This window comes from Lysinibacillus sp. RC79, assembly GCF_041262405.1.
GTDB lineage: Bacteria > Bacillota > Bacilli > Bacillales_A > Planococcaceae > Lysinibacillus.
In genome coordinates this window covers 86,118-112,517 of the sequence record NZ_JBGCCD010000014.1, presented here as the reverse complement: position 1 = coordinate 112,517, position 26,400 = coordinate 86,118, and the positions used below count along the sequence as shown (strand labels likewise).

At 38.6% G+C, this 26,400-nt stretch carries 18 protein-coding genes and 1 other annotated feature; of the genes, 6 read left to right on the top strand and 12 right to left on the bottom strand.

Annotated features, from left to right (window positions below):
* Positions 1-174: 174 nt before the first annotated feature.
* Complete coding sequence (gene tyrS / locus ABH968_RS14955; protein ID WP_370045116.1) at positions 175-1,443, bottom strand: tyrosine--tRNA ligase; 1,269 nt, start codon at positions 1,441-1,443, stop codon at positions 175-177.
* Between the two features lie 84 nt (positions 1,444-1,527).
* Positions 1,528-1,732 (bottom strand) — a binding site (T-box leader).
* Between the two features lie 102 nt (positions 1,733-1,834).
* On the opposite strand from tyrS, the gene ABH968_RS14950 reads away from it, so the two are divergent.
* Together ABH968_RS14950 and ABH968_RS14945 are read left to right on the top strand one after the other, a co-directional pair.
* Positions 1,835-4,921, top strand: a complete 3,087-nt coding sequence (locus ABH968_RS14950) for a transglycosylase domain-containing protein (RefSeq protein WP_370045114.1) — start codon at positions 1,835-1,837, stop codon at positions 4,919-4,921.
* Between the two features lie 91 nt (positions 4,922-5,012).
* Entirely contained in the window at positions 5,013-5,894 is an 882-nt protein-coding gene (locus ABH968_RS14945) for an NAD-dependent epimerase/dehydratase family protein (RefSeq protein WP_370045112.1), read from the top strand.
* A gap of 392 nt (positions 5,895-6,286) precedes the next feature.
* On the opposite strand, the gene ABH968_RS14940 is transcribed toward ABH968_RS14945, so the two are convergent.
* From ABH968_RS14940 to acsA, 5 genes are all read right to left on the bottom strand, one after another.
* Complete coding sequence (locus ABH968_RS14940) at positions 6,287-7,417, bottom strand: acetylornithine transaminase (protein WP_370045110.1); 1,131 nt, start codon at positions 7,415-7,417, stop codon at positions 6,287-6,289.
* A gap of 120 nt (positions 7,418-7,537) precedes the next feature.
* On the bottom strand, positions 7,538-8,326 hold the full coding sequence (gene argB, locus ABH968_RS14935; protein WP_370045108.1) for an acetylglutamate kinase: 789 nt from the start codon (positions 8,324-8,326) through the stop codon (positions 7,538-7,540).
* Positions 8,289-9,521 carry a bifunctional glutamate N-acetyltransferase/amino-acid acetyltransferase ArgJ gene (gene argJ, locus ABH968_RS14930; RefSeq protein ID WP_370045106.1) on the bottom strand — a complete coding sequence of 411 codons (1,233 nt, stop codon included), beginning with the start codon at positions 9,519-9,521 and terminating at the stop codon, positions 8,289-8,291. The genes argB and argJ overlap by 38 nt, the downstream gene beginning before the upstream one ends.
* A 57-nt stretch (positions 9,522-9,578) precedes the next feature.
* Positions 9,579-10,613 carry an N-acetyl-gamma-glutamyl-phosphate reductase gene (argC, locus tag ABH968_RS14925; RefSeq protein ID WP_370045104.1) on the bottom strand — a complete coding sequence of 345 codons (1,035 nt, stop codon included), beginning with the start codon at positions 10,611-10,613 and terminating at the stop codon, positions 9,579-9,581.
* Between the two features lie 249 nt (positions 10,614-10,862).
* The gene (gene acsA / locus ABH968_RS14920; protein ID WP_370045102.1) at positions 10,863-12,590 is read right to left on the bottom strand and encodes an acetate--CoA ligase; all 1,728 of its coding nucleotides are present in this window, start codon (positions 12,588-12,590) and stop codon (positions 10,863-10,865) included.
* Positions 12,591-12,932: 342 nt separating this feature from the next.
* Here acsA and ABH968_RS14915 point away from each other — a divergent pair, with 342 nt between their 5' ends.
* The 3 genes from ABH968_RS14915 to ABH968_RS14905 are packed head-to-tail and all read left to right on the top strand — an operon-like array spanning position 12,933 to position 15,397.
* Positions 12,933-13,565, top strand: coding sequence for a GNAT family N-acetyltransferase (locus ABH968_RS14915; RefSeq protein ID WP_053485122.1), 633 nt, complete (start codon positions 12,933-12,935; stop codon positions 13,563-13,565).
* Between the two features lie 24 nt (positions 13,566-13,589).
* On the top strand, positions 13,590-14,240 hold the full coding sequence (locus ABH968_RS14910) for an acetoin utilization AcuB family protein (RefSeq protein ID WP_370045100.1): 651 nt from the start codon (positions 13,590-13,592) through the stop codon (positions 14,238-14,240).
* A complete protein-coding gene (locus ABH968_RS14905; RefSeq protein WP_370045098.1) occupies positions 14,237-15,397 on the top strand; it encodes an acetoin utilization protein AcuC in 1,161 nt (386 codons plus the stop codon). The genes ABH968_RS14910 and ABH968_RS14905 overlap by 4 nt, the downstream gene beginning before the upstream one ends.
* A gap of 147 nt (positions 15,398-15,544) precedes the next feature.
* Here ABH968_RS14905 and ccpA read toward each other — a convergent pair whose 3' ends face one another.
* Both ccpA and ABH968_RS14895 read right to left on the bottom strand, forming a co-directional pair.
* Positions 15,545-16,549 (bottom strand): catabolite control protein A, encoded by a 1,005-nt coding sequence (gene ccpA / locus ABH968_RS14900; protein ID WP_100542405.1) that lies wholly within the window; start codon positions 16,547-16,549, stop codon positions 15,545-15,547.
* Positions 16,550-16,730: 181 nt separating this feature from the next.
* Positions 16,731-17,816: a bifunctional 3-deoxy-7-phosphoheptulonate synthase/chorismate mutase gene (locus ABH968_RS14895; RefSeq protein WP_370045097.1), complete on the bottom strand. Its 1,086-nt coding sequence runs from the start codon at positions 17,814-17,816 to the stop codon at positions 16,731-16,733.
* Positions 17,817-17,989: 173 nt separating this feature from the next.
* Here ABH968_RS14895 and ABH968_RS14890 point away from each other — a divergent pair, with 173 nt between their 5' ends.
* A complete protein-coding gene (locus ABH968_RS14890) occupies positions 17,990-20,155 on the top strand; it encodes a cell division FtsA domain-containing protein (RefSeq protein ID WP_370045095.1) in 2,166 nt (721 codons plus the stop codon).
* A 222-nt stretch (positions 20,156-20,377) separates the two neighbouring features.
* Here ABH968_RS14890 and ABH968_RS14885 read toward each other — a convergent pair whose 3' ends face one another.
* The 4 genes from ABH968_RS14885 to ABH968_RS14870 all read right to left on the bottom strand — a co-directional run bounded on the left by ABH968_RS14885 (position 20,378) and on the right by ABH968_RS14870 (position 26,340).
* Positions 20,378-20,878, bottom strand: a complete 501-nt coding sequence (locus ABH968_RS14885; protein WP_370045094.1) for a YtxH domain-containing protein — start codon at positions 20,876-20,878, stop codon at positions 20,378-20,380.
* A gap of 134 nt (positions 20,879-21,012) precedes the next feature.
* Entirely contained in the window at positions 21,013-21,519 is a 507-nt protein-coding gene (locus ABH968_RS14880; RefSeq protein WP_370045092.1) for a DUF948 domain-containing protein, read from the bottom strand.
* A gap of 110 nt (positions 21,520-21,629) precedes the next feature.
* Positions 21,630-22,943 (bottom strand): UDP-N-acetylmuramate--L-alanine ligase, encoded by a 1,314-nt coding sequence (gene murC / locus ABH968_RS14875; RefSeq protein ID WP_370045090.1) that lies wholly within the window; start codon positions 22,941-22,943, stop codon positions 21,630-21,632.
* A 220-nt stretch (positions 22,944-23,163) separates the two neighbouring features.
* Positions 23,164-26,340, bottom strand: a complete 3,177-nt coding sequence (locus tag ABH968_RS14870; protein ID WP_370045088.1) for a DNA translocase FtsK — start codon at positions 26,338-26,340, stop codon at positions 23,164-23,166.
* Positions 26,341-26,400: the final 60 nt, after the last annotated feature.

Sequence of the window (26,400 nt, the reverse complement as noted above, 5' to 3'; positions counted from 1 at the left end):
CTCATCGGACGCCCCCAGGAAGCTTTGCTCTGTGCGAAAGCGAAGCGGCAGCGACAAAGCGCCCAGCCGGAACGGAAATCAACCCCTCGTTTTGCCGAGGTGCCATACTTTATTTTCAACAAAACGAAACATCCCCTCAAATATTGAGGGGATGTCTTGTTGTATAAGTCTGAATTAAACAAACTTCACCATATGGTATTTTTTCTTGCCGCGACGAACAATGCTAAATGCATCTTCTAAACGATCTTTGCCGTCGATTACATATTCTAATTCAGTGACCTTTTCACCATTCACGCTAATCGCACCATTCGTTACGTCTTCACGAGCTTGACGTTTTGAAGGTGAAATACCTGCTTCCACTAGTAAGTCCACGATGTTTTTATCTTCTTTCGCCATTTCAATAGAAGGAACATCTTTAAATGCATCCTTCATTTCATCAGCAGAAAGTGCTTTTAAGTCACCAGAGAATAAAGCAGCTGTAATGCGGATTGCTTGGTCTAATGCTTCTTGACCATGAATTAAGCGAGTCATTTCTTCAGCTAGTGCTTTTTGTGCCTTACGTAAATGTGGTTCCTCTTCTACAGATACTGCTAACGCTTCGATTTCTTCACGAGAAAGGAATGTGAAGATTTTTAAGTATTTTACAACATCAGCATCCGCAGCATTAATCCAGAATTGGTAGAACTCGTATGGAGATGTTTTCTTACTATCTAACCATACAGCACCACCTGCTGTTTTACCAAACTTCGTACCGTCTGCTTTCGTTACTAAAGGAATTGTTATGCCAAATGCTTTCGTCTCTTCCTCATGTGTTTTACGAATAACTTCTAAACCTGTTGTAATATTCCCCCACTGGTCAGAGCCACCTACTTGAATGCGACAGTTGTAATGGTTGTATAAATGATTGTAATCAATACCTTGAATTAAAGTATACGCAAACTCAGTAAATGAAATCCCTGTATCAAGGCGTGATGCAATCGTATCCTTTGCTAACATGTAGTTCACGTTAATTAATTTCCCATAATCACGTAAAAATTCGATCGTATTTATATTGCCAATCCAGTCACGGTTATTAACTAACTGAGCACCATTACCATTTTCTGCAAAATCAAAAATACGCTCTAATTGACTACGGATACCTTGAACATTTTTATCAATTTGCTCAACTGTTTGTAATTGGCGTTCTTCAGAGCGACCCGATGGATCTCCAATCATACCAGTTGCACCACCAACTAACAAAATTGGACGGTGGCCTGCTTTTTGGAATCGACGTAGCGTTAAAAGAGGCACAATATGCCCAATATGCATGGAATCCGCAGTTGGATCAACACCACAGTATAAAGATACGGATTGTTCATCTAATAATTTGGTCATACCTTCAGCATCAGTTTGTTGGTATAACAATCCGCGCCATTCTAAGTCTTGTAATAATTCGTTCGTCATTTTTATTCCTCCTAAGTGTTTAATATTTCGTGTAGGGAGAATTATTTTAAAAACAAAAAAGTCCCTACACGCAAAAACATTGCATGCAGGGACGTTAATAACTAACGCGGTACCACCCGGCTTGAAGATGTCATCCATCTTCCTCTTCATTCAATCGCCTTTATCGCAGGCGCGCACGTCTTAGCTCCAAGCACGTAATTCGTCTCTACATTATGACCAGCTTTCACCAACCGCTGGCTCTCTAAACAGGGAATGATAGACACTACTGCAAGCTCTTCATCACTAGAAAACTATAAGCATTATTCTATACGATTCTTTTTCATTGTCAATAACTATGTTCGACCTAAATCAATATGTGCTATAATAGACAAGATTTTAGGAGGTCGATACATTGAAAGATTGGATTGAGAAAATCAATGCAAAGATCGATGAATTAATTCAACAAAAATGGATGAAGAAATTACGTATTTCAGGAAGTGTTGCCTGGAACTTATTTTTACTATTTTTAGTCTTTGCATTGGTAGGTACTGTATTTGCTGGTTCAGTTGGCGCTGGCTATTTTGCGTCACTTGTAAAAGAAGAGCCACTACGCTCAAAGCAAGAATTACGAAATGAAATTTTTAACTACGATTCAACAAGTGAGATTTATTTTGCCAACGATATTTATATCGGAAAATTACGTACAGATTTGGACCGTCGAGCAACAACATTAAGCAATGTCGCACCTGATGTTCTTAATGCGGTATTAGCGACAGAGGACGAGTATTTCCGTGAACATAACGGAATAGTTCCGAAGGCCGTCATCCGAGGACTACTTCAAGACGTAACAAACTCTTCCACTCAAACTGGTGGTTCTACATTAACACAGCAGCTTATTAAAAACCAAGTATTAACAAACGAAGTATCTTATGAACGAAAAGCAAAAGAACTTTTACTTGCTATGCGTATAGAGCACTTTATGTCAAAGGAAGAAATTTTAGAGGCCTATTTAAACATAGTTCCTTATGGTCGTAACTCTTCCGGTCGAAACATTGCAGGAGTTGAAACAGCTGCTGAAGGTATTTTCAATGTAAAAGCAAAGGATTTAACGCTTCCTCAAGCAGCGTATATAGCTGGTATTCCTCAATCACCTTTTACTTACACACCTTTTACAAATACAGGTGTACTTAAAAGTAAAGAAGCACTTCAACTGGGTATTGATCGTATGAAAATTGTACTTTATCGTATGAAAGACGCAGGTTACATTAACGAAGCTCAATATAAAGAAGCACTCGCTTATGATATTACTGCTGACTTCCGTTCACCAGAGATGCGCACGGAGGATCGCTACCCATGGCTAACATATGAACTTGAAAGTCGCGCGACAGAAATTATCGCTGAAAAACTAGCAGTAGAAGATGGTATTGATCCAGAACGCTTAAAAAATGAAAAAAAATTAAAAGACAAGTATATGATCCTAGCAGATCGTGATGTCCGCTCAAAAGGTTATCGTATCTATTCAACAATTAATAAGGATATGTACGATTCGATGCAAAAAGCAGCGGAAAACTTCAAAAATTACGGTCATACTTACACCGTTAAAGACAAGGATCCTGCAACAGGTGCAGAAGTTGATGTTCAAATGCCTGTACAGGTTGGTAGTATTTTAATTGAAAATAATACTGGACGTATTTTAAGCTTTGTCGGTGGTCGTGATTTTGAACTTAAAAATTATAACTATGCAACACAAGCATATCGCTCAAATGGCTCAACAATGAAACCACTACTCGTATATGCACCTGCAATAGAATACGGTGTAATTGGTGCAGGTAGCCCGTTAGTTGACGTAAAATTCTCTGTGGGCGGATGGAGTCCGAACAACTATATTACTAGTGATGAACGAGGACTTATCCCTGCTCGTGAGGCATTAGCTGATTCACAAAACTTATCAGCTTTACGTTTATATAATGATATTCTTAACAGACGCCCTGCTGATCTTTTAGCAAAAATGGGGTTCTCAAAGTTACAGCCTGATGACTTCACAAACCTTGCAACTGGGATTGGAGCATTGAAGGAAGGAACTACTGTTGAAGAAAATACCAATGCCTTTGCAACTTTTGCAAATGGTGGACAATTCATTGACTCTTATATGATTGATAGAATTGAAGACCAAAATGGAAATATCATTTATAAACACGAAGTTAAACCTGAACAAGTATTTAGTCCTGAAACTTCTTATATCATTACTGATATGTTACGAGATGTGTTAACAAAAGGAACAGGTACAGTTGCAAAAAATTCACTTAAATTCTCTGCTGACTTTGCTGCTAAGACAGGTACTTCACAAAATTATAAAGACGTTTGGCTAGTTGGCTATAACCCGAATGTTTCTCTCGGTGTATGGATGGGTTATGATAACAATCAATCACTGTATACATTTAATAATACGTATCAGCAGCCTAGCGTGCGAATTAACAAGCTATGGGGAACATTAATGAATTCTGTGTATGATGTTGATCCACAATTAATTGCCCCTAAAACTAGATTTAAGCAACCGAAAAACGTTGTCACTGCATCATTCTGTGGTATTTCTGGTTTAGCGCCTTCTGCAGCATGTGCTAATGCTGGTCTCGTGCGCTCTGACTTGTTTAACGCGAAAGTATTTTTACCTTCACAGCCTGATGATAGCTTAGCTTCCTCAAGCGTTGTTACGATTAAAGGTAAAACCTATAATGCACTCCCTAACACACCGCCAGAATTTGTAAAACCAGGTGGTGCAGGTATTAATCAAGCATTTATTAAACGTATGCTAGGTAGACTTGGCGGTAACCCAGGCAGCCTATTACCAAAAAATTCGTCATTATCGAATTCATCGGTATCAGCTGTTGATTTCCCGGCAGATAACAATTCACCAGCAGCAGTAACTGCTTCAATTAATGGTAATACATTATCTTGGACAGGCTCTTCAAATGACGTAGTCGGTTATCGAATATATAAAGTAACAAACGGTGGTAGAACTCTTGTCGGATCCGTGCTTGAATCATCACAAAGTATGACGGTAGCAAGTGGTCAAGCCTACGTTGTTGTAGCTGTAGATATTACAGGTTTAACTTCATCGCAATCTAATGTCGTTTCTACTGGTGGTAGTGCGGATGAAAAACAACCTGAAAAAGACGATCAAGAAAAAGTTCCACCAACTACCCCACCTACTAACGGCAATGATTCGAACCATAATGGAAACGGTTCGGAAAATGGCAATGGGTCTACTGGTAGTAACGGGAACGGCTCAAACAACGGCAATGGTTCCGGAAATAACGGAAACGGCTCTAATAATGGCAATGGGTCTGGAAATAACGGAAACGGCTCTAATAACGGCAATGGTTCCGGAAATAACGGAAATGGCTCTAATAACGGCAACGGTTCCGGAAACACCGGGAATGGCTCTAATGGAGGAGACAACGGAAATACAACTCCACCGACTGATCCACCTACCCAATAATAAACAGGCAGGCATACTACAAAGTAATTGTAGTATGCCTGTTTTTTTGCCATTATAAAGGGGACTACTAATTTGAAGGGGTGGAAATAATATGAACATTTTAGTTTTAGGAGGCACTCGCTTTTTTGGTAAAAAGCTTGTTGAACTCTGTCTTCAAAATGGGCATGGCGTAACTATTTTAACACGTGGACAAAGCGGAAATCCTTTTGGTACAAAGGTGAAGCAGCTAATTGTTAATCGAGATGATGCCGATTCGTTGTCACAAGCACTATCAAGTTCAACATGGGATATTGTCTATGATAATATTTGCTACTCTCCCAATGAAGCTTATAAAATATGTGATATTTTAGAAGGTAAAACGAAAAAGCTCGTTTTTACATCTACTCTATCCACCTACGAAATAGACGGCATTGTCAAGACTGAGGAAGATTTTAATCCATATGATTATGAAGTTCGGATGGGGAACCGTGAAGATTTTTCATATGGTGAGGGGAAGCGTCAAGCAGAGGCAGTACTTTTCAAAGAGGCCACATTCCCTGTTGTCGCTGTACGTTTCCCAATTGTTATGGGTGAGAACGACTATACACGCCGTTTACATTTTCATGTTGAACGAGTTTTACAGGAACAGCCTATTTCATTACCAAATATTGAAGCAAAGATGAGCTTTATTACGGATGACGAAGCAGCTGCATTTTTATATTTTGCTGGCATTACACCAATTGAAGGACCTTATAATGCAACAGCTACAGGTGCAATTTCATTAAAAGATTTACTGGGGCTTATTGAAGAAACAACCGGAAAGCATGCAAAAATTTCTCTAGTAGGTGGCGATGAAATGTCGCAGTCACCGTATGGGGTTCCAGCAGATTGGTATATGTCAACTACAAAGGCAGAAGCTGCAGGTTTTACATTTAGTCAACTTCATGATTGGCTTCCTACTCTAGTGAAAACATTGGTAAAAGAGCTGCAATAAGATTTTACTAAATGTAAAACTTATCACCATAATGTGGGGTTGATTTCCGTTCCGGCTGGGCGCTTTGTCGCTTTCGCGCAGATAAAACATTTGTTGCTGACGCTTCGCTTTCGCACAGAGCAAAGCTTCCTGGGGGCGTCCGATGAGCCGCTTGGGCCAACACGATGTTGGTCACGAAGGCGTTATCACAGGACGTGATGGTTTTAGCCTTCGTTCCTCTATTGCTGACCCCGAGGAGTCGCCCAGCCTCCACTCCAATCAACTTATTCACATGGCATATATTTTAACAAAATGTCATCCCAAACTTCCGATGATAAGCCATTAAAAATCTGCTAGACTTCTCCAAAGAAAGTCTAGCAGATTCATTTTCATCGTATTTAATTGACCAGATACTATAACAGTATCGTTTTTAAAATCGCAACTGCTTCATCGATTTCTGCTTTTGACACGGTTAATGGTGGTAGTAGACGAATAACGTTTGGTCCTGCACCTACTAATAATAAGCCGTTTTCCTCCGCCGCAGCTATATACGAGGCTACCTCAGTATCGCCACAGCCAATGCCAAGAAGTAAGCCCTGGCCCTGTACCGTATACGTAGACGGTAGATTCGCTTTCAACTGCTTAACAAAATAAGTAGATAGCTCCTGTACATTTTGTAAAAATGCAGGTTCAAAGACATGATCAAGCACGGTTTCAGCAACACTCATCGCAAGCGGGTTCCCACCGAATGTTGTTCCATGTGTGCCAGGACTAAATGTATCATATAGTTCGGCTGTTCCAAGCATCCCACCGACTGGGAGACCACCTCCTAGCCCTTTTGCCAATGTCACGATATTTGGTTTTAAAATCGTTTGCTCATAAGCATATCTTGTTCCCGTTCGTCCAATCCCTGTTTGAACCTCATCGATAATTAGTAATATTCCTTTGTCGTCACAGGCTTTAGCTATTGCTGTTGCGAATTCTGGTGATACGCTGTTAACACCACCCTCACCTTGAATCATTTCCAGCATAATTGCTGCGACAGAATCATCAATCGTTGCTTCAAGTGCTGCCACATCATTAAAAGGAAGTATCGTAAATTTTTCAACAAGTGGTCCGAAGCCATTATGTATCTTGCCCTGACCTGTTGCAGACATCGCTCCAAAAGTTCGCCCATGAAAAGATTTCTCAAAAGTAATAATATGATTTTTCTCTGTATGCTTACGTGCAAGCTTAATGGCCGCTTCATTTGCTTCCGCACCACTATTACAGAAAAATGCATAAGAAAAATGTGTATCAGCTATTAATTTTTGTGCAACCTTCTCCTGACCAGGAATATCAAATAAATTAGAAATATGCCATAGCTTTTTACTTTGATCATGAATAGCCTCCACAATCGCAGGATGTGCATGACCAAGACTCACTACAGCAATCCCGCTTGTAAAATCTAAATATTTTTTCCCAGCAGAATCTTCTACAACAGTTCCTTGCCCTTTGACAATTTGGGCGCGGCGTTTGCCATAGTTTCCAAATAAAGCACTCATTTTATCAACTCCTACTAATTTTGACTATAACAATCATCTTCTCTAAACAACTATATTGCTTCCTCTATGCTATTAGAACGGTCACTCTTATCTATGAAGAAGTGAGGATGAAGGGAAACTTTATTCATTCGGGTTTTCTTCATCCCCGGATAAAATCGTCGTACCTACAAGCGATTCCCCAACAATTTGCACTGATGGAATACCCGCACTTAAACATTCAAGGGCTCCTTGAACTTTTGGTATCATCCCACCATAAATATGACCCTCCTCAATCCATTGATTGATGAAGGACGGTGTTACTTTCGATTGATATTCATCGTTAATGCGAATACCATTTACATCCGTTACAAGTAATAAGCTATCTGCATCTATAGCTAGTGCTATTTCACTTGCTACCGTATCCCCATTAATATTTAATGCCTGACCAAGTTCATTTGCTCCAACGCAAGCAATAACCGGTACAACCCCCACACTAATTAATGCTTCCAGCAAAGATGTATTGACGGTTTTTACTTCACCAACAAAACCGTATACATCTTTGTCTAAATAATCCGCTACAATTAATTGACCATCAAAGCCGTTTATACCAATTGCAGCAATGCCAGCTGTTGTTAATTCATGAACAAGCGCAGGATTGACCTTTCCTATTAATGTTGACTGTACAATATCAATTGCAGCTTCGCTCGTGACACGAATACCGTTTAAAGCATGTGATTCTATCCCGCGCACCGCAAGTTCATGGTTAATAGCTGGGCCACCGCCATGGGTAATAATAAGCTCTACACCGCTTTCTTGGAGTTTTTTAAAATTCTCAAAAAACGATTCATTTAAGCCTTCTAGCGTACTACCACCCAGCTTAATGACCATTCGTTTACGAGCGGTACGAGGCATTGATTTGAACATAGTCATAAGTTAGATCACATCCCCAAGCATGCCCCTTGCCTTCCCCAATACCAAGTGACACATAGATTTTCACTTCATGCATTTTTAAAATCTGAATTAACCCATCCTCTGAGAATGGAACTGGCTCACCGTTTTCAACCATTGTTACACCACCGATTTGGATCGAAAGTTTTTCTGGATCAACCGTTGCGCCACTATAGCCTACAGCGGCAATAATACGTCCCCAGTTTGCATCACAGCCAAATACTGCCGTTTTCACAAGCGGTGAACCAACTACTGTTTTAGCAATTTTACGCGCTTCTTCATCCGAAATTGCCCCTTCAACTTCAGCCTCAATCAGCTTCGTTGCACCCTCACCATCTTTGGCGATCATTTTCGCTAAGTCTTGAGCTACTGTTTTCAATGTATAGTAGAAGTTTTGCCAATCTGGATGATCAGGAGTTAAAGCTTCATTCCCTGCTAAGCCGTTTGCCATCACAACTACTGTGTCATTTGTAGATGTATCCCCATCCACTGTAATTGCATTAAAAGTCAAATTCGTTATATCAGATAATGTAGCCTGTAGGACATCTGATTCAATATTTGCATCTGTCGTTATAAAACCTAGCATCGTTGCCATATTTGGTTCAATCATACCTGAACCTTTTGCAACCCCAGCGATAATAACCTCTTTACCATCGACAATAGTGCTGTAGCTTGTGTTTTTCATAACCGTATCTGTTGTCATAATCGCTTGTGCAAAATCAATAGCACTTTCTAAACTATCCTTTGGCTCTAACTGATTAATCCCATTTGTCACAGGCTCCATATTCATAATTTCACCGATGACACCCGTTGAGCAAACACCTACTAAATTTCCCTCGATATCAAGCTTTTCTGCCACTAAGGACTGCATTGTTTGTGCATCCTTCGCCCCTTGCTTCCCTGTACATGCATTAGCATTTCCCGAGTTGACAATCATCGCCTGCATTTTCTTCGTTGTGTATACAACCTCTTTCGTTACTTTTAATGGTGCTGCCTGCACAACATTCGTTGTAAAGACACCCGCTACACTTGCTGGTACTTCACTGACTAACACAGCTAAATCTTTTTTCTTATGCTTTAAACCACAATGTAAACCCGCAGCTTTAAAGCCCTTTGGTGAAACAATATTTTTACTTGATACTTTTTTCATAATACTTGCAGATGCTATTAATGTCATAAAATCTTTCCTCCTTAGTTTTCTAAATAAAAGAAGCATACAGTTTCCTTCATGCTATTAAAGAAAGAACGGAACGACATCTAATCCTGTCGTTTGTGGTAAATCAAATTGAACGTTCATATTTTGAATGGCTTGCCCTGCAGCCCCTTTGACCAAATTATCGATGACGCCAACAATTGTGGCACGATTCGTACGGTTATCTACCTTCACGAAAATATCGCAATAGTTTGAACCTTTAACGCGGTTTGTTCCTAGACTATTTACATCTGTTGCTATCCGCACAAACGGATGCTTTTCATAGGCATTCTGTAAACAAGCTACTAGCTGTTTCTCTGTAACACCAGACATAACTGGTGCATATGAGGTAGATAAAATCCCTCTAGTCATTGGCACTAAATGAGTATTAAAAGAAATAGTTGTATCGACACCTGCAAACATTGAAATGGACTGTTCAATTTCTGGTATATGCTGATGTGTATTCGTTTTATAGATTGAAAAGCTTTCATTCGCCTCACTAAAATGCGTCGTTTGTGAAGGCTTATTTCCAGCTCCTGAAATCCCACTTTTTGCATCAATCACTAAAAAACTCGGATCAATTAATCGTTCTTTTAGCAATGGTAACAACGAAAGTAAAACCGCTGTTGGATAGCAACCTGGATTTGCGATAAGAGGAGCATGTTGAACATTTTCTGTATTCCATTCAGTTAAGCCATATACACTTTGTTGAATGATTTCCAATGGCGCCGCTTTTTTACCGTACCATGTTTCATAGCTCGCCGGATCTTTTAAACGGAAGTCACCAGACAAGTCTATTAATTTAGGACCTTTCCCTACCAATGGAGGTAATAGCTCACTTGTTACCCCTGAAGGTGTACTTGTAAAAACAACATCAAATTTCTCTAAAGCCCCATAATCAATTTTTTGTAAAGGTGTATCGGCAATATGAACGAGATGACCAAACTTAGAAGAAAAAATTACACCTTCTTCTGAAGATGTGAATAAATCAATCCGCTCCACCGCTTTATGATTATGTAAAAATCGAATAAGTTCTAAGCCACCATATCCGGTTGCACCAACAATTCCTACTTTCAATGCACTCACCTCTGAAATAAGTTAAAATTAGTATACGTCTGCATATTTATTAAGTCAACTGAATTTTTATTTATTAACGTAATTTTCTTATTTATTCTAATAGTGCAATTCATCAATATAAGTTCAAAAAAAAGAAGGCCAGGACTCTTCACTTATCGAATGAATTCCTGCCTTCTATTTATGCACTAGACGTATAAATATTTAAATATCTCATTATACATATGTTAAAATTTTATTTGAGACAAAAAATTAATCTTCCATCGTAGATAAATCACCAGTTGGTAAATTTAACTCCCACGCCTTTAACACACGACGCATAATCTTACCACTGCGTGTTTTTGGTAGCTTATCCTTAAATTCAATTTCACGTGGTGCTGCGTGTGCAGATAAGCCCTTCTTAACAAAATTACGAATGTCCTCAATCAATGCATCTGAAGGTTCAACACCCTCACGTAATGATACAAAGGCTTTAATAATTTCACCTCGTACAGGATCTGGCTTTCCGATCACCCCAGCCTCTACTATCTCAGGATGCTCTAGTAGTTTACTTTCTACCTCGAAAGGGCCTACACGCTCACCAGCTGTCATAATAACATCATCTACACGTCCTTGGAACCAGAAGTAACCCTCATCATCCATATAGGCAGAGTCCCCAGACACATACCACTCACATTTTAAGAAATAGGATTCATAACGCTCTGGATTCCCCCAAATTTGACGCATCATTGCTGGCCAACCACGTCGAACTGCTAAATTCCCCATTGTAAAAGGTGGTACTTCATTACCAGCATCATCAACAATTGTCGCATGGATGCCTGGTAATGGTTTTCCCATAGATCCTGGCTTAATATCCATAGAAGGATAGTTACAAATCATATGTGCTCCGGTTTCTGTCATCCACCACGTATCATGAATACGGTGACCTAGCTCATCAATCCCCCAACGAATTACCTCTGGATTTAACGGTTCACCAACAGATAAAATGTGGCGTAAAGAAGATAGATCATATTTCTCGAGCATACCACTACCAGCGCCCATTAACATTCTGAAAGCTGTTGGTGCACTATACCAAACTGTTACACTATAATCCTCAATTGCTTGATACCAAGCTTGCGGTGAGAATCTTCCACCAACAATTAACATTGTGGCACCATTTAACCATGGACCAAAAATACCATATGCTGTTCCTGTTACCCATCCTGGATCTGCCGTACACCAGTAAATATCATCTTCACGCAAATCTAGTACCCATTGCGTTGATTGATATTGTTGAAGCATTGCGTTATGAACATGCAATACGCCCTTTGGAGCTCCAGTTGATCCAGAAGTATAATGAAGAATCATGCCATCTTCTCTGTCCACCCATTCAATGTCAAATTGAGAAGATGCCTCTTTCAAGCGTCTATTAAAATCTAAAATTTGTGTTGTTTCCTCTATATCATCTCCTACTAAAAAGACATGCTGCAAATGTGGTAGCTTTGCTAAAGGTACTCGTTCAAGTAACTCTGGTGTTGTCACTAACACTTTAGCTTCACTATCTGCAAGTCTGTCATAAACAGCACCTTCCATAAATGCCTCGAATAATGGACCTACAATAACACCCATTTTCAAAGCGCCTAATAATGAAAAATAAAGTTCAGGTGAACGTGGCATGAAAATAAATAATCGATCACCTTTCTCTAAATTTGTTGCTGCCTTAAAAACATTTGCGGCTTTATTCGTCAGCTTTTTCATTTCATTGAAAGAATAAGCCTCTTTTCGCTTTCCATCATTAAAATAAAGTGCAACTTTGTTTTTTCGATGCGTTTCTGTATGACGATCAATTGCTTCATATGCCATATTCACAAGCCCTGTTTCATACCAACTAAATCCCTTTTCTGTCTCTGCCCAATCATGCGTTGCCGCAGCTCCCTCATAATTAGGCAAATTATATTGCTTCGGTAAAGCATTCAACTTCTCCATCATTTTCATCCCCATGAAACTACCCCTTTCTTTGCTATCGCTTCAGTACTTTAGTAAGCAAATTTCAAATCGTTATTTCTTTATTTTAACCCTTCAAAATCCGCCACCTTCTCCAAAGACAAATACGTTACGTAGCAATTGTTATACAACAGTTAATGTAGTGTAAAATTAGTGAATGCTTATTCACACTACATTCATCTGTTGAATAACAGATGCAGATAAATATATTTTACACGAATTCACCGATAATGTCTTAATATTTTCATTTTTCTAAAAACACAGGTATATTTCGTAAAAGATAGCGTTTTTTCGCAGAAATCAGCTATAATGGAATTATTAAACTCAGGTGGTGTAATCATGGAACATAAAAAAACTTTTTTTTCTGTTACAAAGGAAACTAAGCATGGTACTGTGTATGTGGAAGGACCTGTTCCTCCAGAAAAATTAGCTACATATTCATTCCACGAAGGCTTGGTTGCTTTTAGACCTCCAAAGCAACAGCAGCAAGCCATTATAGAAATTGCAGGACTTCCTGAAGGACGAATTATTATTATTCGAAATGAAAACATTATCGTTGGCTACGTCACCTATTTATACCCTGATCCACTCGAACGATGGGCGGAGGATCGAATTGATAACATGATTGAGCTAGGTGCTATTGAAGTCATTCCAGACTATCGTGGTACAGGTGCTGGTAAGGCACTACTAGCTGTGTCTTTTATGGGAGATGAAATGGAAGACTATCTTGTTATCACTACCGAATATTATTGGCATTGGGACTTAAAAGGGACTGGTTTAAATGTTTGGGATTATCGCAAAATGATGGAGAAAATGATGGGCTCTGCCAATTTCGAATATTTTGCTACAGATGACCCTGAAATTACATCACATCCTGCTAACTGCCTGATGGCACGTGAAGGAAAACGCGTGCCTCCTGAGACAATAGAAAGATTTGATAGACTTCGTTTTAGAAATCGCTTCATGTATTAAAACCAGCACAAAGGGGATGAGTATATGATCGTAGAAGAAATTATGAATGATGAGCCACACACGCTGGCTCCAACAAATACAGTGTTTGAAGCACTGAAATTAATGCGTGAGAAAAAAGTACGTCATTTGCCAGTTGTAAATGAGGAACATCACGTTCTTGGGGTTATCACTGAAAGAGATATTAAAGAGGCTTTACCTTCCTCATTACGGGATGAGCCTAATTCTCCAGTTTTTAATGCAAAAGTGGAAGAAATTATGGTTAAAAATCCACTTGTCGGTCATCCACTTGATTTTGTAGAAGAAGTTGCTCTTACTTTTTACGAATCCAAAGTAGGGTGTTTACCAATTGTCTCTGGAGGAAAACTAGTTGGAATTGTCACTACCACAGATTTACTCTATACATATATAGAGTTAACCGGTGCCACTGAACCTGGCTCTAAAATTGAAATTCGTGTATCTGATACGCCAGGAATATTATTTGAAATCACAAAAATTTTCAATGAACATCATGCAAATGTCCAAAGCGTCTTAGTTTATCCTGACTCTGAAAATACCCAAAATAAAATTTTAAGTGTCCGAGTAAAAACATTGAATCCACTAGCTATGATAGAAGATCTTCGCAAAGAAGGCTTTGATGTATTATGGCCTAATTTACCTGGTGTTTCGTTACAATGAAAAAAGCAGTATTTGTTTACTCGCCAGAACAACTCGGATATAAATTTTCAGATACCCATCCTTTCAATCATAAACGCTTGACGCTTACAATGGATTTGTTAAAGAATATTGATGCTCTTGATGATTTAGATATTGTTCCAGCTCGTGTCGCAACAGAGGATGAGCTTTTACTTGCACATGATCCAAAATATATTGAAATCGTTAAAAAAGCAGGACATGGTGAGCTTTCAGAGGCACAATGTGAAAGCTACGGCATAGGCACCGAAGATACACCTATTTTTGAAAATATGCACGAAGCAAGTGCACAGCTTGTCGGCGGAACATTAACAGCTGTCGATTATGTTATGGAAGGAAAAGCCGAGCACGCCCTCAATCTAGGTGGAGGGCTACATCATGGCTTCCGTGGCCGTGCATCAGGTTTTTGTATTTATAACGATAGTACAGTAGCTATTCGCTATTTGCAGGAAAAATATAATGCTCGTGTACTTTATATAGATACCGATGCCCATCATGGAGATGGGGTGCAATGGAGTTTTTATGAAGATCCAGATGTTTGTACATTGTCTATTCATGAAACAGGGCGCTATCTTTTCCCTGGAACTGGTAATATTACGGAACGCGGAAATGGACAGGGCTACGGCACTTCTTTTAATTTCCCAATTGATGCTTTTACAGAAGATGAGAGTTTCCTAGAAATATATGAAAAGGCTATGCGAGAAGTCTTTGAATTTTTCAAGCCGGATGTTGTGCTAACGCAAAACGGCGCAGATGCACATTATTTTGATCCATTAACACATTTATATGGAACAATGAACATTTATAGAGAAATTCCAAAGCTTGCGCATAAATTAGCACATGAATATTGTGGGGGGAAATGGATTGCTGTTGGCGGTGGAGGCTACGATATTTGGCGTGTTGTGCCTCGCGCATGGTCTATGCTATGGCTTGAAATGACAGATCAGCAATTACCAACAGGCCCCCTACCTCAAGCATGGTTAGATCGTTGGCAGCCTGAAGCACCAGTGCCTTTTATTCCAACTTGGGAGGATCCAAATCCATTGTATGAGCCAATCCCTCGAAAGGCTGAGATTGAAGAAAAAAACGCGCAAATGCTAACCAAAGCGCTTCATATTATTCGCAATGAAAAACACGTTTAACACTATGCCTCACGACAATCGTGAGGCCTTTTATTTTTACCTTAGCCCTCTATCAGTCACTCTTGGCATTCTATCCGTCACTTTCGTGTTTCTATTCGACTATAAAAAAACACGCAAATCCATTATCAGATTTACGTGTTATAACTGTTATTTACTTTTGACAGATTGTCGATGTTCAATACGATGAGGTAAAATAACCGCTTCGTCCTCAACAGGCTCTTTGTTCATCAATTTTGTCAGCAAGCGCATTGCGACAGCTCCGATATCGTACAGTGGTAACGCGACACTTGTTAGCTGTGGACGAACCATACGTGCTAATTTTGAATTTTCAAAGCTGATCACTTCGATATCCTCAGGTACATCTTTGCCTGCATCCTGTGCACCATGAATCAATCCAATTGCTAATTCATCACTACCTGCAAAATAAGCAGTTGGAGGATTTTCAAGTGAGGATAATGTTTCCCACGCCTCTAAGCCCATATCATAGCTCGATTCCTCTGCAGCGATTAGTGATTCATCTATAGGTAAACCTGCGTCTTGTAAGGCTTTTTTATAAGCTTCAAGTTTGAATTTTCCATTAATAGTATACGAAAGCGGACCTGTTACGAAAGCGATTCTCTTATGACCATTTTGAATAAGTAATGTAATCGCCTCATAAGCTGCTTGATAATAATCTATATTAACAGTCGCAATTGTTTGCGATTCATCTACTGAACCTGCAAGTACAATTGGCACAGGAGAATGATCCATAGTTTGTTGCATTTTTTCAGTTACTTCATCACTCATCATAACAATACCGTCAACCTGTTTTCCAAGCATTGTATCCAGTAGCTGAAGCTCTTTATCTTCATGTTGGTCTGAGTTGGCTAAAATAATATTGTAACGATACATTGTTGCAATATCCTCTACACCACGTGCCAGCTCCGCATAAACATTGTTTGCAATATCCGGGATAATCACGCCAACTGTTGTTGTTTTCTTACTTGCTAATCCACGCGCTACTGCGTTTGGACGATACTCTAATCGTTCAATTACTTCTAATACTTTTTTTCGTGTTGCCGGTTTTACGTTTTGATTACCATTGACTACACGAGAGACCGTTGCCATAGAAACATTTGCTTCTCTTGCAACATCATAAATTGTAACAGTCATCGTACGTGCCTCCCTTTTTTCCTTTTATAGCCTTATCATACGATAATTTTCATATTCTTTTCAAGAAGCAGTATGTACATGAAAAGAAAAACCAAGTACAAATAGTACTTTTCTAGTCATTATTTTGTCACTATATAGTAAACACCGCCTGCCGATTAAAGCAAGCGGTGTTTATCAACAATTAAGCATTGATTTCATGATTCTTCATGAAAGTTTGTAGTGTTTGGTAGAAAGCATCAAATGTTGGAATATCCATTTGTTGTTGTGAATCAGAAAGTGCTACAGATGGATCTGGATGCACCTCTGCCATAACGCCATCAGCTCCAATAGCAATTGCTGCCTTAGCACATGGTAATAGTAAATCACGACGACCTGTTGAATGCGTTACGTCTACAAATACTGGTAAATGCGTTTCTTGTTTTAAAATTGGTACAGCAGAAATATCTAATGTGTTACGAGTTGCTTTTTCGTAAGTACGAATACCACGCTCACAAAGAATGATGTTCTCATTTCCTTTAGACATAATGTATTCTGCTGCGTGAATGAATTCATCAATTGTCGCTGCTAAGCCTCGTTTTAAAAGGACAGGTTTATTTGTTGCACCCGCTGCTTTTAATAATTCGAAGTTTTGCATATTACGTGCACCAATTTGGATAACATCGATGTAATCTAATGCTTCCTCTAAATGACCTGGTGTAACAATTTCCGTAATAACGCCTAAACCGAATTCCTCTGACACACGTTTTAAAATTTTAAGCCCTTCTAATCCAAGACCTTGGAAGTCATATGGAGAAGTACGTGGTTTATAAGCACCGCCACGAATTAACTTTTCACCTTTTGCTTTAATAGATGCCGCCACTGCTGCTACTTGCTCGTATGATTCTACAGCGCAAGGTCCAAATACGAAAGATGGTTTTCCTTGGCCAATCAGTTCACCATTCACATTAATGACAGTATCTTCTGATTTCTTCTTACGTGATACAAGTAACTCTTTTTTCTTATCTGCTTCTAGTTGTTTTAAAGCTGTTTTAAAGATTTGCTTAAATATATAATCAACCGTCATTTGGTTTAATGGACCTTGATTGTGTTCTTTAATAAGATCAAGCATATGTCGTTCACGCAATGGATCATAGCGATTCACACCTTGTTTTTCTTTAATCTTACCGATTTCATCAACTACTGCTGCACGTTCGTTAATTAGACGAAGAATTTCTAAGTTTAAACCGTCAATTTGACTACGTAAGCTTTCTAAATCTTTTTGGCTCATGCTTTCTTGCTCCTCTCCTCATGACAGACACTTTCAGAACTCTGAAATGTATGTTACATTTTTAGATATTAGCAACATTATAATCAATGTTGCGCAGAATGTCACGCATTTTTAATTTAGCGCTTCAACTCGCTAAATTATAATAACATATAACTAGGAAGGAAGCGAGTACATTGAATTCAAAATTATTTGCACTTGATATCGGTACACGTTCTGTAGTAGGCATTATTTTAGCTGAAGATAATGACCGCTTTCACGTGGAAGACATCTTAGTAAAAGAACATAAAGAACGCGCCATGGTTGATGGTCAAATACATAATGTCATGTATGTGGCAGATTTAATCAATGAAATTAAACATGAACTTGAAGAGAAGCATGGTCCGTTAACAAAAGTGAGTGTCGCTGCGGCTGGTCGCTCATTAAAAACAGAACAAGCAAGCGTGACGATTAATATACGTAATCGACCAATCTTTACAGAAGAAGATATAAGTCGTTTAGAACTACAAGCTGTTCAACAGGCTCAGCAACAGCTCCTTCAACACAAAGAAGATGCTAAAATAAGCCACTATTATTGTGTTGGTTATTCAGTTTTATACTATCGTTTAGATGGTGAAGAAATTGGTAGCCTACTCGATCAGCAAGGTGATGAAGCACAAATTGAAGTGATTGCTACGTTCTTGCCACGAGTTGTCGTAGAATCACTTATTGCGGCTCTTAAACGCGCGGATTTAGAAATGGATGCACTAACATTAGAACCTATTGCAGCCATTAATGTGCTTATCCCCCCAACAATGCGTCGTTTAAATGTGGCGCTTGTTGACATTGGTGCTGGTACATCTGATATTGCCATTACCGATAAAAGTACTGTTGTCGCATATGGCATGGTACCAACAGCTGGTGATGAAATAACAGAGGCTTTAAGTGACCACTACTTACTCGACTTTCCAGTTGCCGAAAAAGCGAAACGTCAACTGCAAACAGAAGAAGAAATTTTAATTCAGGATATTTTAGGCTTTGATCAATATTATCCGAAAGAAGAAGTTCTTCAAGCAATTGATCCTGCAGTTAAGCAACTTGCAAAAGCCATTGGGGAAGAAATTTTGCGTCTTAATAATCGCATAGCTCCTAAAGCAGTAATGCTTGTTGGTGGAGGTAGCTTAACACCAAATCTTACAACCGAACTTGGACTAGTACTAGATTTACCTGCCAATCGCATTGCCGTTCGAGGGATTGACGCCATTCAAAACTTAACGAAGGAAGATCATATTAAAGCATCTCCTGAATTGGTGACCCCAATCGGTATCGCCATCGCAGCAAAAAAAATGCCTATTCAATATATGAGTCTAACTGTCAATGAACAAGTAGTTCGCCTTTTTGAATTAAAGGAAATGACCGTTGCCGATGCATTTTTAGCAGCCAATATTCGAGCAAAGCAGTTATATGGAAAACCAGGACATGGATTATCAGTGAATGTAAATGGACAAGATATTTTCATCCCTGGTGGTCACGGTCAACCGGCGGAAATTTTAGTGAATGGTCATCAGGCATCCACAAAAACAATGATTAAAACAAGCGATGCCATCCAGTTAATTGAAGGCCAAGATGGTCAGGCAGCTAATGCTACAGTGAGAGATATTGTAGATGATGCTTCGATTAAAACCGTTACAATTCAACATACAAAATATGTAATTGAACCACAAATAACTGTTAATGGTTCCCCTGCATCACTCGATAGTGCATTAAATGATCGAGATGTTGTGATGTTTGAAATAGCCGAAACAGTCGAGGATGTATTTAAGCTCACAAATAATTGGGAGTTATTAAAACAATTTGAGTCATTTTATATTCAAGTGGACGGAAAGCCACTTTATTTACCAGAGTTTTCTGCCCATTTAATGATTAATGGTAAACCATCAAAATTGTCATATGCTGTACAAGATGGTGATGTTATTTCGTTTCAGCAACAATCATTTCCTACTGTTCAACGGATTGCTGACCAAATGAATGTTTTACTTGAGGATAAAATCATCATACACTTTCAAAATGAAGTGTTAGACCTAAAGAAGATGGCCAATGAAGTTCTCGTTAATCATATAGTAGTTTCACCTCTTTCAACCGTTCCAAATGGAGCAACAATTTCATTTAAAGAAAAAGACCGAAGTCGTTGGATATATCAAGATGTGTTCCGCTTCTCTAATTGGCAACTACCTACTACATTTAAAGGTAATTTTACGATTTTACGAAATGGTCAATCAGCAAGCTTCGATATGGAGATTTTCGGCGGGGATAAATTAGAGATTTTACTAGAAAAAGCGCCTATATCTGAACAAATGCGCTAAAGCGCTCGTTTACATCCGACAAGCGCTGGAGAGCCCGAAGCAAAAGTAAACGCTCCACCACTTTTGCCCGAGGGATCGAAGCGACCTCGAGGATGTAGCGTTTTAGCCTAGACGACGACTTTGCTCTAGTTTATCCACAGTCAAAAAATCCATAGTTTCCTTAACAATAAAAAAGGGATACGTTACATCTATGATAAGATGTAGCGTATCCCTTTGATCTTTTTATGCGCGAACTTCTTCACTTTTTTCTTCAGCTTGTTCTTTTTTTTCACTAGCATCCTCTGCTTTAGGTTCTTCACTAGGAATAAAATCCTCCAGTGGCTCTTCGCCCTCAAAAGAAACAGTACCATCGTCAAAAACAGTTGGTGCTTTTGCTGATTTTAATATTTTTACTTTCTCTACTAATTGTGTAGATTGTTCTTGAATTTGTTTAGATAATTGAACCGTTTTATCTTTTGCAGTTGTCGAGAAATCTGCACTTTTATCTTTTAAGTTAACAGCTTGTACTGCTACATCGCTACGTAAATCTTTCCCTGATTTTGGAGCTAGTAATAAGCCTGCTGCTGCACCTACTATACCCCCAACTAATGCGCCAATAACAAAATCCTTCATGTTCACTCGCTCCTCTTCATAGATCAATTCTTGCGGTTGATAAAGCTGTGGCAATGAACTTTCAAGTTGTTGTTCCTTCACTTCATTAAAATTTGGTTTTTGAGTTGTCATGCAACAATTCCTCCCCATCTTATTATCTAATTTGCTTAGATTGGTTGTCCATCTGCTTTCGCGGATGCATTCTTCAACATATGCCTAAGACTTTATTTTTATTCCGTTGACATTTAATGTCTACCGAATAATAATTATTTTTTTCGGCCCCATTTTCTTTTCGACTTTTCCGACTGCTCGGATTCAGAAGAATAAACATCTTCTTGAATCACCTCATTGGCCTGATCGATAATTTTGCGTTTCTTCCACTTATCTGCAATGCCTATTGCGACATTGCTCCATTGTACAACTTGTGCAATTTTTTCTTCATTTTGTTCCACACTATTAGAAATTGAAGAAGTAATTTGCTGTACAGATGTATTTAAACCATTTACAGAGTCACCAATTCCTTTAACTGCATGAACAACAGAATTTAACTGTTCGGATTTTTCTTGAATATCCTCTGCCAAGCTATTTGTTTTGGATAGTAAGGAAGTCGTTTCACGTGTAATACCTTCCATTTGTCCTTCAATACCTGATAATGTTCCAGCTAAACTGTTAAGGATTGGTTTGAGCGAAAATAATGTCATTCCAACGCTCACACAAAAAATTAAAAAACCGATTGCTGCAATGATTGCTGCAATATACAAAATAATTTCCATAACTAGACCTCCTACAAGTAAAAATTCTCTTTACTATTACTTTCCTTATTTTCGACAAAAAAAACTGAATTCCTTCTCATTTTGAGAAAAAACAGCTTATCCCTTGCGGATTAAGCTGTTTCGTTGTTCTTTAGCACGTCTTCAAAAGCATCTTGGAATTTATGAACATCGCCTGCGCCCATAAATAAAAATACTGCGCCCTTATGCTTTGTTAACACTTCAATTCCTTCAGTGGTAATCACTGCACTGCCTTCAATTAAAGACGCCAAATCTTGGATTGAAAGTGCGCCTTGTGTTTCCCTTGCAGAACCAAAAATATCACATAAGTATGCTGTATCTGCAAGACTTAGACTATCTGCAAAATCCTGTAAAAAAGCTTGTGTACGTGTAAATGTATGTGGTTGGAAAATAGCTACTAACTCACGATCCGGAAATTTTTGTCGCGCCGATTGAATCGTTGCACGGATTTCAGTTGGATGGTGTGCATAGTCATCTATTAAAACATTATTCCCAATATCCGTTTCTGTAAAACGTCTTTTTACACCTTTGTATGTGTTTAAACGTTCTTGAACGATGTCTGGTGAAATACCTTCATATTGGCAAAGTGTAATAACAGCTAAAGTATTTAATACCGCATGATCTCCAAACAATGGGATAAAGAAAGTACTATAAAATTCATTGCGGACAAATACATCAAATTTTGTACCCTTTGTTGTTTTTTCAACATTACGAGCCTCAAAATCATTTTCAGCTCCAAATCCATAATAAACAACAGGTACTTTCGCTTGAATACGTTGTAGATGTTCATCATCTCCGCAAGCAATAATTGCTTTTTTAACCTGTAATGCTAATGATTGAAAGGCTGAATAAACATCCTCTATGTTTGCAAAGTAGTCTGGATGGTCAAAATCAATATTAGTCATTACCGCGTAATCAGGATTGTAAGCTAAAAAGTGTCGACGGTATTCACATGCTTCCATCACAAAGAAGTCAGCACTTTCATGTCCAGCTCCTGTTCCATCTCCGATTAAATAAGAAGTTGGTTTATAACCTCCTACAACATGAGCCATTAAGCCTGTCGTAGATGTTTTACCATGTGCACCCGTAATAGCAATCGACGTATAATTACCGATATATTCACCTAAAAACTTATGGTAGCGAATAACTTCTACACCGATTTGACGAGCACGCTCTAATTCAGGATGGTCATCAGGAAATGCGTTCCCTGCAATAACTGTCATACCTTCTTTAATATTATCTGCATTAAATGTAAAAATCGGAATATTACGTTCACGTAACGGCTGTTCCGTGAAGAAATATTTATCAACATCTGAGCCCTGTACTTGTTCACCAGCATCAAATAAGATTTGTGCAAGTGAACTCATGCCAGAACCTTTAATGCCTGTGAAATGAAAAACTGTCATTAATTAAACCCCCCGGGAATTCAATATCCCTTCTATCATCTATTAGGTGTATCGTATTTTTATTAGGTATTAATACCTTTGTAAGTACTAAAAAAATACGTACTAATCATCACATCTTGTCTATTATAGCACTATTTATGCACAAGGATAAATGTGTAACTTTTCTAAAAAAACTAATTTCGGCGTAAATAAGATAATCTAAACGAAAATAATGCATTTCTTATTCAAACATGGCAATTAAATCTTCTTCTGTAATGTAACTTTCTCGTGGTTTACTGCCTCTTGCCTCAGACACAAAGCCATGCGATTCCAACATATCGATTAATCGAGCAGCACGATTATAACCAATATGGTATTTACGCTGCACCAAGGAAGTAGAAGCTCCTCCCTGCTCATAAACAAATCGACATACATCCTCAAACAGATCATCTTGCTCAGCGGAAACCTCCGTCTTCTTTAAAAGTTCCTCTTGATCGAATATATAATCAGGCTCTCCTTGCTCACGAACATGCTCAATAATCCCTTCAATTTCATCATCTGTCACGAATGTACCCTGCAAACGCACAGGAGCAGACATACCATTACCCAAATATAACATATCGCCTCGTCCAAGTAATCTTTCTGCACCTTGCCCATCTAAAATAGTACGCGAATCGATTTGTGAAGATACCGCAAAAGCAATACGTGTAGGAATATTAGATTTAATAAGCCCTGTAATAACGTCAACAGACGGTCTTTGAGTTGCAACAATTAAATGGATACCACAAGCACGTGCCTTTTGCGCAATACGACAAATCGCCTCCTCTACATCTGCAGGAGACATCATCATTAAATCTGCCAATTCATCAATGACAATTAAAATATACGGTAATTTTAAGCTATGTTCATTATTTTTATCCGCAATTGCATTATAACGTGTAATATCACGTGCACCTGCATGCGCAAATAACTGATAACGACGCTCCATTTCCTCCACTGCCCATTTCAGTGCGGCTGTAGCAGCCTTCACATCTGTAATGACTGGGCTAACTAAATGTGGAATATGATTAAACGGTGCTAATTCTACCATTTTAGGATCGATAAGCATCAGCTTTAATTCATGTGGTGCAGCTTTATATAATAAACTAACCAAAATCGAATTGATACAAACCGATTTACCAGAACCTGTAGCTCCGGCAATTAAGCCATGTGGCATTTTTCGTAAATCAATGGTCACTGGCTTCCCTGTTAAATCCAGACCCAATGCTGCTTCTAACGGTGAATCTGACTCGAGGAAAGAAGGACTATTTGTCACTTCTGATAATCGAACAGCGCGAGATACACGGTTCGGTATCTCAATGCCAATTGAGCTCTTCCCAGGAATCGGAGCTTGGATGCGAATGTCTTTCGCTGCCAGCGCAAGTTTCAAATCATCTGATAGATTGCGGATTTTGCTAACCTTCGTACCATGACTCACTGTTATTTCAAATTGTGTCACGGCAGGTCCTTGCATAATGGATTCTATTTGAGCTGAGACTTGGAAATAAGACAAAGCTTCGACCAATGTATCTCCCTGTTGCTCCATCCATTCAGTATCCTGTGTTTTTTCCTCAGGTGGCTCTAAAAACTCATCATCTGGCTTTTGATACACATGAACAGGTTTTCGAGGTGTTTCCATTACTTGATCTTCCACTAATGTTTCATCTAATACGGAAGATTGCTCTGGATATTCTCCTGTATCCACAGAATTCTCCTCGGGAATAACTACATTTTCGTTTTCGGTAGTAAGTTCCAATTCAGTAGTTGTTTCTACTTCCATTTTGGTAATAAGTTCCTGTTCAGTAGTTGTTTCTACTTCCATTTCGGTAGTTGCTGAAATTTCGTCGAAGCTCTCGATATCAATCACTGTCTTTTCTAATGTCGCAACGTTTGACATCGATGTTACTGGTGCCATTGTAATGACTGATATACTCTCTGTTGCAGCATTGAATGGAGCAAGATTTTGATTAGAAACCTCGTTTTCCTCCGTCGATTGTGGTGCTATTTTATTATCCGTCTCTAACTCACTAATCTCTAAATCTATAGAATGTTGAAATTCTTTATCGGATTGCACTAATTGATGGTCTGCCTCCAAATTAATAAGCTCCGAAGAAGGCTCCTGTTCCTCTTGGCTCTCCTGTTCCTCTTGGCCTTTTTCAACAATTGTTGGTGTCGGCTTCGTATTTTTAAATTGCTTTTGTTGGATTCTCCATTTTTCTTTATCTGTTTTTAGCATTAAAACATTAAATGGAATGCCACTTTTTTCTTTCTTTTCTATAGATTGCTCTTCTAAAGATTGTTCTTTCAATACATCTTGCACATCGTCTTCATTCATTGAAGGCTGGATTACTGTAACTTCACCAATGTGGATGGTAGAATTTTCAATTTGCAATTGTTCTACAACTACTTCTTTTACACGGATTTCTGATTGATCAGCTGAAAGTTGTTCAACATTCAGCTCATGCTGAACGGCTTCTTTCACTTGGTCTTCAAATTCTACGGCAAAAGAAGTTGTTTGCAGCACAGGTAATTCCGACTTCGTTTTATCACTAGGATGATTTGTTTCGTCTATTAATTGATCATCAAAAGTAATCGGTTGCTTTGCTGGTGCTTTAATTGATTCAGGGATTTCAAACTGTTCAAGTCCATCTTTCTGAACTGCGCAAATAGGCTCTCTTTCTTCTAGTATATTTTCAATAGCCTCATTTGTTGTCGCTTCTTTTAAAGACTTAGATGCTGTAGGTATTTCTAATTCTTTTTTGTCATGCTCTTCCTTCCGTTTCTCCAATAACTGCTCAATTGGGCTCGGCTTAGAAAAACCATAGACTGGTGACGGAACATCACTTGGTACAAAACGCTTGCGATTTTCAGGTAAACCAATTTCATCTGTCTTTTCTACTTGATAATTCGAATCTTTATGCGAAGTCGGTAGCTCATTTTGCGCATCTCGAAAAACAAGACTTGCTTTTGAACGATTCTCCTGTTCAGGCTGACTTCGTGTAATCGTCGTTCTACCGGTTCTCTTCGTTCGATTTGCTAATAGTTCTCGAATGCCTGAAACCTCAATATCATAAACACTCGAATCCACAATATGATTATTTAAATGCCTCGGTAGCGATAAATCTTCAATTTGTCCGGAGTATGCATCGTCCATTTGATTGAATCCTTCTTTTGATGATGGTGTTGATGGTGGAACTGAATATTCCTCATCCTCAATTAACGGAAAACGAAAGGTTTTTTGCTTTGCTACAGTTGTTTCTTTAAATGAATGCAGCTGCTCAGATTGTTCTTCTTCATAGTCTTCATAAAACTCTTCATATTCGTAATCATTGTCATCTTTATTTATAAATTTATTCATTTGTTTTTTTAACCAATTCACATTGTTCACTCATTTCTCTTACACTTCATTTATAGCATTGTCTTTGTTCAATAAAAAACT

What these genes read in the sequence shown, in the direction of transcription:
- tyrS (WP_370045116.1), bottom strand. Translation starts at nt 1,443, where the DNA reads ATGACGAACGAATTATTACAAGACTTAGAATGGCGCGGATTGTTATAC.
- ABH968_RS14945 (WP_370045112.1), top strand. Translation starts at nt 5,013, where the DNA reads ATGAACATTTTAGTTTTAGGAGGCACTCGCTTTTTTGGTAAAAAGCTT.
- ABH968_RS14940 (WP_370045110.1), bottom strand. Translation starts at nt 7,417, where the DNA reads ATGAGTGCTTTATTTGGAAACTATGGCAAACGCCGCGCCCAAATTGTC.
- argB (WP_370045108.1), bottom strand. Translation starts at nt 8,326, where the DNA reads ATGACTATGTTCAAATCAATGCCTCGTACCGCTCGTAAACGAATGGTC.
- argJ (WP_370045106.1), bottom strand. Translation starts at nt 9,521, where the DNA reads ATGACATTAATAGCATCTGCAAGTATTATGAAAAAAGTATCAAGTAAA.
- acsA (WP_370045102.1), bottom strand. Translation starts at nt 12,590, where the DNA reads ATGGGGATGAAAATGATGGAGAAGTTGAATGCTTTACCGAAGCAATAT.
- ABH968_RS14915 (WP_053485122.1), top strand. Translation starts at nt 12,933, where the DNA reads ATGGAACATAAAAAAACTTTTTTTTCTGTTACAAAGGAAACTAAGCAT.
- ABH968_RS14910 (WP_370045100.1), top strand. Translation starts at nt 13,590, where the DNA reads ATGATCGTAGAAGAAATTATGAATGATGAGCCACACACGCTGGCTCCA.
- ABH968_RS14905 (WP_370045098.1), top strand. Translation starts at nt 14,237, where the DNA reads ATGAAAAAAGCAGTATTTGTTTACTCGCCAGAACAACTCGGATATAAA.
- ccpA (WP_100542405.1), bottom strand. Translation starts at nt 16,549, where the DNA reads ATGACTGTTACAATTTATGATGTTGCAAGAGAAGCAAATGTTTCTATG.
- ABH968_RS14895 (WP_370045097.1), bottom strand. Translation starts at nt 17,816, where the DNA reads ATGAGCCAAAAAGATTTAGAAAGCTTACGTAGTCAAATTGACGGTTTA.
- ABH968_RS14885 (WP_370045094.1), bottom strand. Translation starts at nt 20,878, where the DNA reads ATGACAACTCAAAAACCAAATTTTAATGAAGTGAAGGAACAACAACTT.
- ABH968_RS14880 (WP_370045092.1), bottom strand. Translation starts at nt 21,519, where the DNA reads ATGGAAATTATTTTGTATATTGCAGCAATCATTGCAGCAATCGGTTTT.
- murC (WP_370045090.1), bottom strand. Translation starts at nt 22,943, where the DNA reads ATGACAGTTTTTCATTTCACAGGCATTAAAGGTTCTGGCATGAGTTCA.